The following is a 14,276-nucleotide window of genomic DNA, read 5'->3' as shown; positions in this document are numbered from 1 at the left end:
GGAATAATATCTTTATTTCTCAATGAAATTCCTATTGCAGTTCCGGGATGATCCAGAGCGGCCGCTCGCCCCGCGCCACGCGCTGGCAATTGTCGAAGGCGTTGCGGAAGCGGGCGCGCTGGTTGTCCCAGGTCGGCCCGGCGTAGTGCGGCGTCAGCACCACGTTCTTCAGCTTGAAGAGCGGATTGTCGGCCGGCGGCGGCTCCTGGTCGAAGACGTCGAGCCCCGCGCCCGCGATCGTGCCCGCCTCCAGCGCCGCGATCAGCGCCGGCTCGTCGACGACCGGCCCGCGCGAGGTGTTCACCAGATAGGCGCCAGGCTTCATCGAGGCGAGTTCCGCCGCGCCGATCAGGTGCTTCGAGGCGGGCGCCAGCGGCACGTGCAGCGAGACAATGTCGGAGCTCCGCAGCAGCTCGCCCAGCAGGGCGAAGCGGACGCCGAGCGCATCCTCCTCCGCCTCGGAGATTCGGCGGATGTCGTAGTACTGCACCCGCATGCCGAAGGCATTGGCCAGCCGCGCGACCTTCCGCCCGATGGTGCCGAGGCCCACGATGCCGAGCACCTTGTCCCGCAGTTCGAACAGCCTGGTGGAGCCCGGGTCGTTGCCGCGCCAGCGGCCGCTCACCACGCTTTCATGCTGCCAGACGAGGCGCCGGCAGACGGCCATCATGAGCATCATCGCGTGCTCGGACACCGCGGTGGAATTGGCGCCGCCATTGTTGCAGACGGGAATGCCCGCGCCGCGCGCGGCCTCGATATCCACGGTGTCGTAGCCGGCGGAGAGGAGCTGGAAGAGCTTCAGCCTCGGCGCTGCCGCATAGAAGCCCGCGTCGATGGCGCGATTGCCGAAGCCCACCAGGAAATCGGCCCCGGGCAGCGCCGCCCGGAAGGCCTCGCTGCCGAAGGGCGCCACGATCATCTCAAGGCCCGAGGGCGCCATTTCCCGCGCCGTCGGCATGTCCGACAGCGGGCTGTCCATCATCAGGATGCGGGGCGCCATGCGTGTTCTTCCCTGGTGTTTCCGGGGAAGGATTGGACATGGGGCGGGTTCCGGCAAGCGGCCGGAACCCCCTCGCTCAGCGCAGGACGATTTCCACGCGGCGGTTCTGCGGCTCGCGCACGCCCTGGGCCGTCGGCACCAGCGGGCGGTCGAAGCTGAAGCCCTGCGTGGTGATCGCGCCCTGCGGCACGCCCTGGCGCACGAGCTCCGCCGCGACGGCGGAAGCGCGGCGCTCCGACAGGCGCTGGTTGTAGGCATGCGTGCCGGTGCGGTCCGCATGGCCCGAGACCTCGATCCGCGTCGAGCCGACGGTGCGGTAGTTGTTCGCCGCCTCGGAGATGATCTGGCGGGCGCGGTCCGTCAGGTCGTAGCGATCCCAGTCGAAGAAGACGAGGAAGGTACGGGCCGGGGCGGGCGCCGGGGCGACGGCCATGGGCGGCGGGGGCGGCGGCGCCTGGTTGAAGGCGTAGCGGATGCCGAGCAGGGCGCTGTGATTGCCGTTGTCCACCGTGATCGATCCGGTGGCGAGCTGGCGCCCGGTCGGCGCGAAGCTCGCCGTCGTGGAGTATTTCACCTCGGTCGTCGCGAAGTACCGGTACTCGGCCGTCACGGCGAGGCCGGGAACCTGGGCGATCGGGAAGGCCAGGCCCGCGATCGCCTGGTAGGCGAAGACCGTGATGTCGCCATTGTAGTCGGTTCGCACCAGGGTGCCGGGAACGGTGAAGGTCGAGGCGCTGCTGGTGAAGCCGGTGAGCGCGGCGCCGATACCGGCGCCGATATAGGGCATCACCCAGGGCACGCCGGGAATCTGGAAGTCGTAAAGCGCATTGGCCATGAAGCTGGCCGTGTGGCGCGTGCCGTTGGTGCCCGGGATGCGCCCGCTGCCCACGGCGGGGCCGAAGCCGCTGATGCCGTTCGCGTCGTTGTTGCGGTAGCCGATCTCGCCCTCGAGCCGGAGCCCGTTGCCGAAGCCGTAGCCGACGCTCACCACGCCGACGACGCCCGTCTCGAAGCTGGTGCGGCCGTCATTGGCCGGGAAGCCGGCCGAGCGCAGGCCGGCCGTGAGCGCGCCATTCGGGCGCAGATCCGTCGCCACGCCCCAATTGGCGCCGACCCCGGCGCCAACATAGACGCCTGAGATGGGCTGCGCCTGGGCAGCCAGCGGCAAGGCCGCGAAAGCCGCGCCCCAGAGCATGTTCTGGATCTTCATGTCGTCCGTCCCCCGAGCCGGGGCCGTGCTGCGCCCCTTCGGTGGACTATGGCGGGCCTCAGCCCTCCCAGGCAAGGAATGTAAACCTGCCTTGGAATGAACCCCGAGCGTTTCCAGAGGCCATCCAGCCGCAGGGCAGCCGGGCGCGGCGCTCGGGCCTCAGGAAGCGAGGAGCTTTGGCGTCACCAGAGCCGCCAGCCCGTGAACCAGCCCTGGCGCTGCGGCTGGATGACGGGCGTCACGCCATCGGAGGTCGGGCGGCCCAGGGCGGCGTTCTCGCGCAGGCGCTGGGCCTCGCGGGCCGGGTCCACCGGCGTCCCCGGCGGCGGCTGTTCGCGCCAGAAGAGCACGCGGTCCACCACATTGCGGTCGGTCCGCTCCAGCCGGAGGCTTTCCTGGTCCACGCGGTCGCGGATGTCGGCCGGGGCGTCGCGGCCGGTGGAGGCGACGAGCGCAGCCTCGCCCGAGGTCTGGCGCGTCGGCGTGGCGGAGGGGATCACGCCCGGGACCAGCGCGGATTCGGCCTGCTGCCGGGCCGACATCTCCTGCGGGCGGGCAGCGCCGGGGCGCGGCGTGGGAAGGTTGCCGAGCGAGGGAGGCATCGACAGCGGCGCGCGCGTCGTGACCTGGAATTCGTCGGGCGCGTCGCGCGTCAGGCCGAAGGTGCGGGCCGTGTCCGCGCCACATCCCGCGAGAAGGGCGCCGGCGGCCAGCAGGGGAACCAGGTTCTTCATCATGGCGCCTCTTTGCGCTTGCTTTCGGGTCGGATCAAGGCATCGGCCACCAGCGCCAGCACGCCGCAGACGATCGCCGCATCCGCGATATTGAACACATACCAGTGCCAGCCGCCCGCGTGAACGTCGAGGAAGTCCACCACCGCGCCGAAGCGCATCCGGTCGATGACATTCGCGACAGCTCCGCCGATGACCGCGCCCAGGGCATAGGTCACGAGCCGCGTCTCGGCCCGGGCCAGCCAACGCAGCAGGAAACCCGCCACCGCCAGCGCCAGCAGCGAGAGGATGAGGTGATTCCACGCCCCCTCGCCCGAGAAGAGGCCGAAGGTCACGCCCCGGTTCCAGACCATGGTGAGGTCGAAGCCCACGGGCCCCAGGGCCAGCACGGGGATGTTCCGCACCTCCGGCAGGCGCACGATCTCGAGGATCCACCACTTGCTCGCCTGGTCCACGACCAGCAGCAGCAGCGCGAAGAGCAGGCCCCGGCGCAAGGTCGGTGTCATGCCGGCAGGCTCTCCACCACCGACTCGCAGCGCAGGCAGAGCGTGGGATGCGCGGCCGACTTCCCGACCTCGGTCAGCACGCGCCAGCAGCGCTCGCACTTGTTGCCGGGCGCCGTGCCGACCTCGAGGCCCGGCTCGGCGCCGGTCGCGATGCTGGCCTGGGAGACGATCAGGATCTCCGCCCATTGCTCGGCCGAGAGGCTGGCCGCCGCATCGCCCTCGGGCACCGTCAGCGCCACCGAGGCCTGCAGCGAGGAGCCGATGACGCCGTCGCGCCGCTGCTCCTCCAGGCTCGTGGTGACGAGGCGGCGCGTTCGCCGGATCTCGGACCACTTGGCCGCCAGCGCCTCGTCGCGCCATTCGGCGGGGAGCACGGGGAAGGTCTCGAAATGCACGCTGCCGGCATCCTGCCCGAAGCGCGAGAGCCAGGCCTCCTCGGCCGTGAAGCACAGCACGGGGGCGAGCCAGGTGCAGAGGCAGCGGTGCAGCGCGTCCAGCACCGTGCGCGTGGCGCGCCGGCGCAGCGCCGAGGACGCGTCGCAGTAGAGGCTGTCCTTGCGGATGTCGAAGTAGAAGGCGCTGAGGTCGGTCGAGCAGAAGGCGTGCAGCTCGGGCATCACGCCGTTCCAGTCGTAGTCGTCCACGGCCTTGCGCAGCCGGGCGTCGAGCTCGGTCAGGCGGTGCAGCACCCAGCGCTCCAGCTCCGGCATCTCCGCGACCGGCACGCGCTCGGCTTCCTCGAAGCCCGCGAGGTTGCCCAGCAGCCAGCGCAGCGTGTTGCGGATGCGGCGGTAGAGCTCGGCCTGCTGCTCCAGGATGTTCTTGCCGATGCGCAGGTCTTCCGCCGTGTCGGAATTCATCACCCAGAGGCGCAGGATGTCGGCGCCATACTTGGCGATCACCTCCTGCGGGGCGGTGACGTTGCCGAGCGACTTGGACATCTTGCGCCCGCTCTCGTCGAGCACGAAGCCATGCGTCAGCACGGCCTTGAAGGGCGCCACGCCGCGCGAGCCCACCGATTCCAGCAGCGACGACTGGAACCAGCCGCGATGCTGGTCCGAGCCTTCCAGATAAAGGTCCGCCGGGAAGGGCAGGCCGTGGTCGGGCAGGACGAAGGCGTGCGTGCTGCCGCTCTCGAACCACACGTCCACGATGTCCATGACCTGCTCGTAGTCGTCCGGGTTCCGCTCGTTGCCGAGGAAGCGCGCGGCCGCGCCCGGCTGGTACCAGGCGTCGGCGCCCTCGGTGCGGAAGGCGCCGGTGATGCGGTCCATCACGGTCTGGTCGCGCAGCACCTCGCCCGTCTTCTTGTCGACGAAGACGGCGATGGGCACGCCCCAGGCGCGCTGGCGGCTGATGCACCAGTCGGGGCGGTTCGCGACCATACTGCCGATGCGGTTGCGGCCGACATCGGGGACGAAATGCGTGGCGTCGATCGCCTCCAGCGCCGTCTTGCGGATCGCATTGGCGTCGTCCATCGCGATGAACCATTGCGGCGTCGCGCGGAAAATGACGGGCTTCTTGGAGCGCCAGCTATGCGGGTAGCTGTGCGTCAGCTTCCCCTTGGCGACGAGCGTGCCGGCCTTCTCCATGGCGGCGTAGACCGCCTCGTGCGCCTTGAAGACGTGCAGCCCCTCGAAGCCCGGCGCGTGATGGGTGAAGGTGCCGTCGTCGTTCACCGTCTCGGGGATGGGCAGGCCATGCTGGCGGCCGAGGTTGAAGTCGTCCTCGCCATGGCCGGGCGCGATGTGGACGAAGCCGGTGCCGGCATCGGTGGTGACGAAGTCGCCGGGCAGCAGCGGGACGTCGAAATCATAGCCGGCACCGCGCAGCGGATGCGCCGCCAGGCTGACCTCCAGCCCCGCCCCCTTGATCACCTGCTTCACGCTATGCGCGCCGAGGCCGGCATCCTTCGCGAATTGCGGCAGCAGCGGCAGGGCGACGATCAGCGTCTCCCCGACGCGGAGGTAGCTCCCCTCCTCCACGCCCTCGACATGGACGAGCGCGTAGTCGATCTCGGGGCCGTAGGCGACGGCACGGTTGCCCGGGATGGTCCAGGGCGTCGTGGTCCAGATCACGACCGAGGCGCCGGCGCAGGGGCCGCCCAGCAGCGGGAAACGGGCCCAGAGCGTCGGGCTCACATGGTCGTGGTACTCGATCTCGGCCTCGGCCAGCGCGGTCTTCTCGACCGGGCTCCACATCACCGGGCGCAGCCCGCGGTAGAGCGAGCCGTTCATCAGGAACTTGCCGATCTCGCCCGCGATCACCGCCTCGGAGCTGTAGTCCATCGTGGCGTAGCGGCTCTCCCAGTCGCCGGCGACGCCGAGGCGCTTGAACTCCTCGCGCTGCACGTCGAGCCACTTGGCGGCATAGGCGCGGCACTGGGCGCGGAACTCCAGGACGGGAACGTCGTCCTTGTTCTTCTTTGCCGCGCGGTACTCCTCCTCGACCTTCCACTCGATGGGCAGGCCGTGGCAGTCCCAGCCGGGGACGTAGTAGGCGTCCTTGCCGGCCATCTGGGCGGCGCGGTTGATGACGTCCTTCAGAATCTTGTTGAGCGCGTGGCCGATATGCAGCGGGCCGTTCGCATAGGGCGGGCCGTCATGCAGCACGAAGGGCGCCCGGCCCTTGGACCTGGCGCGGAGGTTCTTCCAGCTCTCGGCATCGGCCCAGGCCTTCAGCAGCGCGGGCTCGCGCTTCGGGAGGTCCGCCTTCATGGGGAAGGCGGTGGCGGGCAGGAAGACCGTCTTGCGATAGTCGCGCGTGGCTGCGGGGGATTCGGGTGCGTCGTTCATCGGATTTCTCGTTCGCGGACCGCATCCGGCAGGCGGGATGGGCGCGGCGTGGTGTGGCGTGCGAAGCTGCTCCCGGCCTTCAGGCGAAGGCCGGGCCGGGAATTCGGAGCTTCCGGGCCGCGCGCATGCGGGAGATATGCGGATGTCGGGGCGTGCCGGTCAAGCGCCGGACCCGGGGGACAGGTGTGCCCTGCGGAGGAATCGCAGCTTCGGGACCGATCTGGCCCCCTGCATGGGGCTTCGGGCCCTGATCCGGGCCGGCCGCGCCCGGCTGGGCCGCTTCGACGACCTGCGGCTGGGTCAGACGCATACCCGGCTGGTGCTGACCCCCAAGGGCGCGGAACCGGCCCTGGCCGAGGCCTGCCCGGCCTGCGGGGCGCCGCTCGATATATAACATCACATGGAATTTTCTTGCGCCGGGATGCCCTCGGGCACAGCCTCCGGTTGTGGGGCCCCGAAACGGGATCCCGGCGGAGGAACCAGGACATGAGTATCTTCGGCGCGATTCTCAGCAAGATCTTCCCCCACGCCACGGCGGCAGCTACGGCACCCGAAGCCGCGGCGGCCGGACCCGGGGCGGCGGCCAGCCCGGCCACCACGCCCCTGCCCCCGGAGCTCTCGAGCCAGGATGTGGAGAAGATCCTGACCGAGCTCGCTGCCACCAGGGGCGGGGGCGGCAATTGGCGGGTCTCGATCGTGGACCTACTGCGGATGCTGGACCTCGATTCAAGCCTCGCGGCCCGCAAGCAGCTGGCCGAGGAGCTGAACGTGCACGCCGGGGAGCATGGCTCGGCCGAGCAGAACATCGCGCTGTCCAAGGCCGTATGGCAGACGCTCGCGAAGAATGGCGGGAAGGTGCCGGACAGCCTGAAGGGGTAAGATCGGCGGCCAGCCCATGCAGCAGCATTTATTTGGCTGATTGATTTATTCTGAATTCACATCTCAGATGACTTCCGTAATCCGAATATCGGAGCGGAAATGCGGAATCTTCTGCTCGTTTCGACATGCCTTCTCGCCGCAGGCTGCACAGCGCCCACGCGAATGATGACCCAGAACTTGTCGGGTCATGTAACGGATATTCAAAGAAATCAGATCCTGGAGAACCTGGTTCGGTTCTCAACGGATGCATTCGCCGTGCCTTCGCAATTCGAGCTGGGTGGCGGCCAGGCTTCCAACACCAATGCGCTGCGGACCGGGATCGCGCCCAACATCGCCCTGCGGGACGCGGTGGCCATCACCGGAATCAGCCTTTCGGCCGACACGTCCGGAAGCTCGCAATGGGCGGTTTCGCCCATCACCGATGTCTCGGATCTCAGCCGGCTGCAACTCGTCTACCGGCTGGCGGTGTCGCCATTCGGCTTCGGCGACTTCGTGCGCAACTGGAACCGGCTCGCGGTGGTGACCAACGTCAAGCCGGCTGATCGCGCCAATCTGGCTACTGCGCGAACCTACACCTCCATCGTCCGCGATACGGTCGGCGACCTGCCGAATGGCCCCTTCGTGAGGGTGGTGCCCCTCACCCAGGGCTGCCCGGCGAACAGCACGTCCGACCGGATCGACATGTCATTCGTCTGCTTCCTGAGCCCCCGCGCCTATCCGAGCCCGGTCGTCAGCGCCCCGCCGGACGACTCCAGGCGTTCCGCCGAAATCGTGGCCACGTTCACCCCGATCGCGACGATGACGCCCGAGGAGCTACGCTCGCGCTTCTTCCTGTGGATTTCCGCGGCGTCGCAGACCGCCGACGTCCCGCCCGACGAGGCGCCACCGCCGGCGACGCCGCGGCGCGGTCAGGCCGCCCCGTCCCCCACGACGTCACCTGCAGCGGCGCCGGCCAACTCCGGCATCCGCCGGCGATCGAACACGCTGAACCTTCCCTCGGTTCAGCAGGCGCCGATCATCCTCCGGTAACGGCCAGCAGCCGCCTGGCTTCCCCGGCATCCGCGACGATCTGGCCCTTCAGCTCGTCGAAGCTGCCGAACTTCCGCTCCTCGCGGATGAAATGGACCAGGGCCACGCTCAGCTCCTGGCCGTAGAGGTCGCCCTCGAAGTCGAAGAGATGCGCCTCCAGCCGGGAGACCGGGTCGCCGCCCAGGGTCGGGCGGCGGCCGAGATTGGCGACGCCCTGCACCACGCGCCCGTCCGGCAGCGTGGCGCGCACCGCATAGACGCCGCGCGCGGGCTCCAGGTGCCGGCCGAGAGGGATGTTCGCCGTGGGGAAGCCGATGGTCCGCCCGCGCGCATCGCCATGGGTCACCGGCCCCACGATGGCGAAGTCCCGCCCCAGCATGGCGGCCGCGCGCTCCGGATAGCCGTCCTGCAGCAGGCGGCGGATGCGGGTGGAGCTGATGGTGCCCTCGGCATCGGCCAGATGCGGCACGACCGAGAGCCCGATGCCATGCGCCTCGGCATAGCGGGCGAGGAAATGCACATCCCCGCCCCGGCGGTGGCCGAAGGCGAAGTCCGGCCCGCAGGCCAGGTGCCGGGCGCCCAGGGCCTTGTGCAGCACCTGCTCGCAGAACTGCTCGGCCGGCATGGCGGCAAGCTCGGGGCCGAAGCGCAGCGCGATGACGTGCCGCGCGCCATGCGCGCCCAGGATCGCGGCCTTGGCGGGCAGCAGCGTCAGGCGGAAGGGCGGGTCGTCGGGGCGGAAATGCTCGCGCGGATGCGGCTCGAAGGTGATGGCGCCAAGCGGCAGGTCCGGCCGCGCCTGGTGCGCGCCCGCCAGCACGGCGAGGTGCCCGAGATGCACGCCATCCAGATTGCCCAGCGCCAGCGTGGCGCCGCGCGCCTCCCCGGGGATGTCGCGCCAGTCGGTATGGATCTGGGGGATCATGTCTGGCTGCGGGTCATCCAGCGGGTCACGGCGGGGGCCTTCCAATCGGCCAGCAGGTCCAGCGCGGCCTCGGGCGTATGGGCGCGCAGCGCCAGCGCCGCATGCTCGGCGCGCAGGAAGCCTTCCTCGGCCATGCGCTCCAGCAGGGCGAAGTAGGTGGCCCAGTAGTCGTCAGAATCGAGGAAGACCAGGCCCTTGGCATGGATGCCGAGCTGCGCCCAGGACTGGATCTCCACCGCCTCCTCCAGCGTGCCGATGCCGCCGGGGAGCACCACGAACCCGTCCGAGAGCTCGTTCATCAAGGCCTTGCGGACATGCATGGAGGGCACGACGCGCAGGTCCGTCACCCCGCCATGGCCGAGCTCGCGGTCCATCAGCGCCTCGGGGATCACGCCGATGACCTCGGCGCCGGCCGAGAGCGCGGCATCGGCCACGACGCCCATGAGCCCGACCTTGCCCCCGCCATAGACGAGGCCGAGGCCGCGGGCGGCGATGGCGTGGCCGAGGGCCTTGGCCAGGATCTGGTGCTCGGGCCCGAAGCCCGGCTGGGCGCCGCAGAAGACGCAGACGCGCTTCATGCCTGGGGCCGCGCCTGGACGAGCATGATGGCTTCCCCATCCACCACCGGCTTGCCGCCCACGGTGCAGACGGTCGAGAGCGTGGCGCGCTTGCGGCTCTCGTCCAGCGCCGTGACCGTGACCGTGGCCGTGACGGTGGCGCCGATGCGGACCGGCGCCCGGAACCGCAGGCTCTGGTTGAGATAGACGCATCCCGGCCCCGGCAGCCGCGTGCCCAGCACGGTCGAGATCAGCCCGGCCGAGAGCATGCCGTGGGCAATGCGCTCCTTGAACGGGGTGTTGGCCGCGAATTCCGCGTCGATATGGACCGGGTTGGTATCGCCCGTGACGCCGGCGAAGAGGACGATGTCGGCCTCCGTGATGGTCTTGGCGAAGCTGGCCGTCTGGCCCACCGCCAGATCCTCGAAATATTGAAGCTGCATCGACCCCTGGCCCTCCGCGTTCCGCCCGAGGCTAGCCCAAAGCGGCCCCGACGGAAATTCCGCGCCCCCCTGTCGGGATCGCCCAGCCCCGCCCGTCCTTGGGACAGCAACGAGGAGATGCGCGATGCGTGTGATGGTTCTGGTGAAGGCCACGGCCGAGAGCGAGCGGGGGGACATGCCCTCGACCGAAATGTTCGAGGCCATGGGAAGCTACAATGAAGAGCTCGTGAAAGCCGGCATCATGCAGGCCGGCGAGGGGCTGCACCCCACCTCTCGCGCGCACCGCGTCCGCTTCGACGGCGCGACTCGGACCGTCCTCGACGGCCCCTTCTCCCCCTCGGGCGAGCAGGTGGCGGGTTACTGGATCTGGCAGGTGAAGGACATGGACGAAGCCCTCGCCTGGCTGAAGCGCTGCCCCAACCCCATGCCAGGACCGAGCGAGATCGAAATCCGCCGCATCTACGAGATGGAGGATTTCGGCGAGGCCTGGACTCCCGAGCTCGCGGAGCGCGAAAAGCGCCTGCAGGCGGAGATCGCGGCCAAGGGCTGAGCCTCACAGCCCGCAGGCCCGCCGAATCGCGACCTGCACCGGCGCCGGCGGCAGGGCGGGGTCGAACCCGGAATTCGGCAGCAGCGCCGGCTGCGCCATGAAGCGCGGCCGGCTGCCGCGATGCTTCTGCGCGGCATGCACCAGGAAGGGATGGCACAGGTAGACCGTGCCCGCCGGGCCCGTTGCCAGGGCCTCCTCGCATCCGGCGGTGGAGGCGAAGCCATCGGCGGCGAGCTCCCGCAGGGTCAGCCCGGCCTCACCATGCGGCAGCAGCCGACGGGCGATGGCGGCGTGCGAGCCCACCCGCAGCCGCGTCGGCGCGTCCTCCTCCCCGACATCGGAGAAGAGGAAGAGCATGAGCAGCGCGCGGCCGCGGCTCACCACATTGGCGCGCCAGTTGAGGAAGTCGGGATCTTCCGTTCCGAAGCTCACATCGACATGCCAGCCCGCATCGCCTGGGTCGCCGGGCGACGGGAAGCGGATGGGAAAGCTGCCGAGCCCCCGCGGCGGCAGCCACCTTCCCGCCCCCACCAGGGCATCATAGGCGCGATGCAGGCTTGGCGAGTTGGCCGCCGCCACGAAGTCAGGCCCCGCCATGAAGGGGATGCGGATGACGGGCCGGGTCCACGCCTCCGGCGCGCCGGGCGAAAGGCGCATCTCGGCCCAGAGCCGGTCGCATGCCCTGCGCGCCAGTTCCGCGCCGAAGGCCCCTTCGATCTTCAGGAAACCGCGTTCGATGAAATCCTCGATCCGGGCCGCGCCCGGATCACCGCCATTCCTTGGCATTCGTGCATTCTCCGCCGTGCCCGCGCGAAGCGGGGCCATGAAGCTGAAGGCAGGCCGCGCCATTCGGCGCGCGATGCCTCAGGCGAGCGGGAGGGAGGTCACGAAGAACATGCCGCAGGATAAGCCGAGCGCGGCATGAGGGAAAGCCTTGCCGGAGCTCGCCAAACTGCCGCTGGCGCCGGCCCCGGAACGAGCGCAGTCTCCGCCGCCGGGAACAGGCATGAGGGAGAGACCGATGCTGGCGATCAACGAAACCGCCCCTGACTTCACGGCAGAGACCACGGACGGGCCGATCCGCTTCCATGAATGGATCGGCGACGGCTGGGCCGTGCTGTTCTCCCATCCCAAGGACTTCACGCCCGTCTGCACGACCGAGCTCGGCTACATGGCGCGGATCAAGCCGGAGTTCGACAGGCGCGGCGTGAAGATCATCGGCCTCTCGGTGGATCCGCTGGACCGCCATGCCGACTGGTCGAAGGACATCGCGGAGACGCAGGGGACGGCGCCCAATTTCCCGATGATCGCGGACATCGACTACAACGTGTCCAAGCTCTACGGCATGCTGCCGGCCCCGGTCTCGGGCGACCCGACGAAGCGCACCCCGGCCGACAACCAGACGGTCCGCACCGTCTTCGTCGTGGGCCCGGACAAGAAGATCAAGCTGATGCTGGCCTATCCCATGACAACGGGCCGCAACTTCGACGAGGTGCTGCGCGTCATCGACAGCCTCCAGCTGACCGCGAAGCACAAGGTCGCGACGCCGGTGAACTGGCAACAAGGCCAGGACGTGATCATCGCGGGCTCCGTCTCCGACGAGGATGCGAAGAAGCAGTACCCCGGCGGCTGGAAGGCGCCCCGCCCCTACATCCGCATCGTCCCGCAGCCAGGCGGCTGAGAAAGGCGGGCCGGCGCCGGCGGGGGCCTCGACGCCATGGATGGCTGGGGCTGGTTCGACCTGAACTTCCCCTGGATCGGCGCGGCGGCCGCGGCCGTGCTGCTCGCGCTGCTGTTCGGAACCGGCCTGCTGCGGGCCGACCTCCGCAAGCCGCGATGGCGCGATCCCAGCTGGCTGTCCTGGATGGGCGTGGTCGCCTACCTCCTGCACAATGTGGAGGAGTACGGGATCGACCTGCTCGGCCGGCGGCACCGCTTCCCGGCGGACTTCGTCCAGGCCCTGAACCTGCCGCCCTATCCGGACAGCCCGGTCCCGCCGCTCTTCTTCCTGGCCGTGAACGTCACCGCCTTCTGGGTCGCCGCGCCCCTGGCCGCGCTGCTGAGCCGGCGCCATCCGCTGGTCGGGCTTTCGGTCTACGGCATCATCATCGTCAATTTCTTCGCCCACCTGCTGCCCCTGCTGGGCCGCGCGGAGTACGGGGCGGGCCTGCTGACGGCGCTGACCGTCTTCCTCCCGCTCTCGATCTGGACGATCCACGCCTGCTTCGGGCCGGGACGGATGAGCTATCGCGCGCTGGCGCTGCTGGTGGCAGGCGGCATCCTGGTGCACATCATCCTCGGCGGATCCGTGCTGCTGTTCCTCCATGGCGCGATCGGCGGCACGGCCCTCGTACTGGCGCAGGTGGTGAATCCCTTCCTGCTGATGTTCATTCTCCGCCGCGGCGAGACATGGCGTGGCGGCACCCTCGTCTCGCCCCTCCCGCGGCCGGCCTGATGGTGAGGACGAGATGGGTTTCGAGATCCGCCCCGCGCGGCGCGAGGATTATGCGGCCTGGCTGCCGCTCTGGGCCGGCTACAACGCCTTCTACGAGCGCGAGGGCCCGACCGCGATCGCCGAGGAGGTGACGCGCACCACCTGGGCGCGCTTCTTCGACCCCTACGAGCCCATGCACGCGCTCGTCGCCGACGAGGGCGGGCAGCTGCTGGGCATGACGCATTACCTCTTCCACCGCAGCACCTCGGCGATCCAGCCGAGCTGCTACCTGCAGGACCTCTTCACCTCGCCGGCCGCGCGCGGCAAGGGCGTGGGGCGCGCGCTGATCGAGGGCGTCTACGCCCGCGCGCAGGAAGCCGGCGCCACGCGCGTCTACTGGCAGACGCAGGAGGCGAACGCGACCGCCCGCAAGCTCTACGATCAGGTGGCGGATCTGTCCGGCTTCATCGTCTACCGGAAGATCTTCTGACGCGTCCGGCTAGGGCCGAACCGTCAGGCTGAAGTAGCAGGCGTTGCCGATCGCGCTCGCGCTCGTGCCGCAGCGGCTGGAGGGCGCGGTCACCTCGCAGGTCGTGGGCGCGCCATTGCTCACCGTGGCCTTGTAGACCGCCTCGCAGATCGTCCCCGCCGCGTTCCGGGCGGTGCCCCGGTAATAGGCGGTGGACTGGATCGTCCAGCGGAAATCCTGCGACTTGAAGCTGACGCGCTCGCGGGCCGGAACAGTCCCCGTGATCCCCTGGTTCACGATGCCGCCCGTGATCGGCGCCGCCGTCTCGTTCACGACCACGACATAGTGGTTGGTGCTGCTATCGGTGGGCGCGAGCGCCCAGGCGGCCGAGCCGCCGGCCAGGGCCAGGGCCGCCGAAGCGGCTGCGAGCGTCCTTCTCATGGCCTCCTCCTCCGGCGGGGTCCGGAAACCCGGCCCCGCGAAGGAGAAGCTAGCCCCCCGAGGCCGGCGGGCGTGAGCGGCGATTCCCGATGGCGGGGATCGGCGCGGCCTCTCAGGCCTCGCCCTCCTCCTCGTCATCCTCCTCGCGCGTCATCGCCAGGTTCGGCGCGTGGGCCTCGGTGCGCGGTGCGTCGCGCTCCGTCTGGGTTTGGTCGGCCACGCTGCGCGCGGCGCCGTCCCGGCCGTTCACCGGGCCGGGAGGCAGGGTCAGGAGCAGGGCAGCGAGATATGCGGGCCACATGATGGG

The 14,276-nt window shown here is 69.7% G+C and carries 18 protein-coding genes; 7 read left to right on the top strand and 11 right to left on the bottom strand.

All coding sequences use genetic code 11. From position 1 onward, the window contains the following. Positions 1-31: 31 nt before the first annotated feature. From WJM96_RS20695 to ileS, 5 genes are all read right to left on the bottom strand, one after another. Positions 32-1,000, bottom strand: a complete 969-nt coding sequence (locus WJM96_RS20695; protein ID WP_424814452.1) for a 2-hydroxyacid dehydrogenase — start codon at positions 998-1,000, stop codon at positions 32-34. A gap of 76 nt (positions 1,001-1,076) precedes the next feature. After that, on the bottom strand, positions 1,077-2,210 hold the full coding sequence (locus tag WJM96_RS20690) for an OmpA family protein (RefSeq protein WP_424814451.1): 1,134 nt from the start codon (positions 2,208-2,210) through the stop codon (positions 1,077-1,079). Between the two features lie 182 nt (positions 2,211-2,392). Further along, complete coding sequence (locus tag WJM96_RS20685; RefSeq protein WP_424814450.1) at positions 2,393-2,947, bottom strand: DUF3035 domain-containing protein; 555 nt, start codon at positions 2,945-2,947, stop codon at positions 2,393-2,395. Beyond that, positions 2,944-3,447, bottom strand: a complete 504-nt coding sequence (gene lspA, locus WJM96_RS20680; RefSeq protein WP_424814449.1) for a signal peptidase II — start codon at positions 3,445-3,447, stop codon at positions 2,944-2,946. Before lspA ends, WJM96_RS20685 begins: the two co-directional genes overlap by 4 nt. Beyond that, entirely contained in the window at positions 3,444-6,242 is a 2,799-nt protein-coding gene (gene ileS / locus WJM96_RS20675) for an isoleucine--tRNA ligase (RefSeq protein ID WP_424814448.1), read from the bottom strand. Before ileS ends, lspA begins: the two co-directional genes overlap by 4 nt. 232 nt (positions 6,243-6,474) lie before the next feature. Between ileS and WJM96_RS20670 the strand changes: the two genes are divergently transcribed. The 3 genes from WJM96_RS20670 to WJM96_RS20660 all read left to right on the top strand — a co-directional run bounded on the left by WJM96_RS20670 (position 6,475) and on the right by WJM96_RS20660 (position 8,150). Next, entirely contained in the window at positions 6,475-6,636 is a 162-nt protein-coding gene (locus WJM96_RS20670) for a hypothetical protein (RefSeq protein WP_424814447.1), read from the top strand. Positions 6,637-6,728: 92 nt separating this feature from the next. Continuing rightward, positions 6,729-7,121, top strand: a complete 393-nt coding sequence (locus tag WJM96_RS20665; protein WP_424814446.1) for a DUF3597 domain-containing protein — start codon at positions 6,729-6,731, stop codon at positions 7,119-7,121. Between the two features lie 162 nt (positions 7,122-7,283). After that, positions 7,284-8,150, top strand: a complete 867-nt coding sequence (locus tag WJM96_RS20660; RefSeq protein WP_424814445.1) for a hypothetical protein — start codon at positions 7,284-7,286, stop codon at positions 8,148-8,150. Here WJM96_RS20660 and ribF read toward each other — a convergent pair. Genes ribF through WJM96_RS20645 form a run of 3 tightly spaced genes read right to left on the bottom strand, consistent with a single transcriptional unit; the run spans position 8,137 to position 10,075 of the window. Further along, positions 8,137-9,075: a riboflavin biosynthesis protein RibF gene (ribF, locus tag WJM96_RS20655; protein WP_424814444.1), complete on the bottom strand. Its 939-nt coding sequence runs from the start codon at positions 9,073-9,075 to the stop codon at positions 8,137-8,139. The genes WJM96_RS20660 and ribF overlap by 14 nt on opposite strands. After that, positions 9,072-9,653, bottom strand: a complete 582-nt coding sequence (locus tag WJM96_RS20650; protein ID WP_424814443.1) for a TIGR00730 family Rossman fold protein — start codon at positions 9,651-9,653, stop codon at positions 9,072-9,074. Before WJM96_RS20650 ends, ribF begins: the two co-directional genes overlap by 4 nt. Then, complete coding sequence (locus tag WJM96_RS20645; protein WP_424814442.1) at positions 9,650-10,075, bottom strand: MaoC family dehydratase; 426 nt, start codon at positions 10,073-10,075, stop codon at positions 9,650-9,652. The genes WJM96_RS20650 and WJM96_RS20645 overlap by 4 nt, the downstream gene beginning before the upstream one ends. A gap of 124 nt (positions 10,076-10,199) precedes the next feature. Here WJM96_RS20645 and WJM96_RS20640 point away from each other — a divergent pair, with 124 nt between their 5' ends. Continuing rightward, entirely contained in the window at positions 10,200-10,625 is a 426-nt protein-coding gene (locus WJM96_RS20640; protein ID WP_424814441.1) for a YciI family protein, read from the top strand. Between the two features lie 3 nt (positions 10,626-10,628). Here the strand turns inward: WJM96_RS20640 and WJM96_RS20635 are convergent, their stop codons facing one another. Continuing rightward, positions 10,629-11,411, bottom strand: coding sequence for a phytanoyl-CoA dioxygenase family protein (locus WJM96_RS20635; protein WP_424814440.1), 783 nt, complete (start codon positions 11,409-11,411; stop codon positions 10,629-10,631). A gap of 220 nt (positions 11,412-11,631) precedes the next feature. Here WJM96_RS20635 and WJM96_RS20630 point away from each other — a divergent pair, with 220 nt between their 5' ends. Genes WJM96_RS20630 through WJM96_RS20620 form a run of 3 tightly spaced genes read left to right on the top strand, consistent with a single transcriptional unit; the run spans position 11,632 to position 13,549 of the window. Then, the gene (locus WJM96_RS20630) at positions 11,632-12,306 is read left to right on the top strand and encodes a peroxiredoxin (protein ID WP_424814439.1); all 675 of its coding nucleotides are present in this window, start codon (positions 11,632-11,634) and stop codon (positions 12,304-12,306) included. Positions 12,307-12,342: 36 nt separating this feature from the next. Further along, a complete protein-coding gene (locus WJM96_RS20625) occupies positions 12,343-13,080 on the top strand; it encodes an HXXEE domain-containing protein (RefSeq protein WP_424814438.1) in 738 nt (245 codons plus the stop codon). Positions 13,081-13,093: 13 nt separating this feature from the next. Next, positions 13,094-13,549 carry an N-acetyltransferase family protein gene (locus WJM96_RS20620; protein WP_424814437.1) on the top strand — a complete coding sequence of 152 codons (456 nt, stop codon included), beginning with the start codon at positions 13,094-13,096 and terminating at the stop codon, positions 13,547-13,549. 9 nt (positions 13,550-13,558) lie between these two features. On the opposite strand, the gene WJM96_RS20615 is transcribed toward WJM96_RS20620, so the two are convergent. Then, positions 13,559-13,969 (bottom strand): hypothetical protein, encoded by a 411-nt coding sequence (locus WJM96_RS20615; protein ID WP_424814436.1) that lies wholly within the window; start codon positions 13,967-13,969, stop codon positions 13,559-13,561. A 112-nt stretch (positions 13,970-14,081) separates the two neighbouring features. Beyond that, complete coding sequence (locus tag WJM96_RS20610) at positions 14,082-14,270, bottom strand: hypothetical protein (protein ID WP_424814435.1); 189 nt, start codon at positions 14,268-14,270, stop codon at positions 14,082-14,084. Positions 14,271-14,276: the final 6 nt, after the last annotated feature.

This window comes from Roseococcus sp. YIM B11640, assembly GCF_049727625.1.
Taxonomy (GTDB): Bacteria; Pseudomonadota; Alphaproteobacteria; order Acetobacterales; family Acetobacteraceae; genus Roseococcus.
The sequence above is the reverse complement of the archived record's forward strand: the minus strand, read 5'-3'. Positions and strand labels throughout refer to the sequence as shown.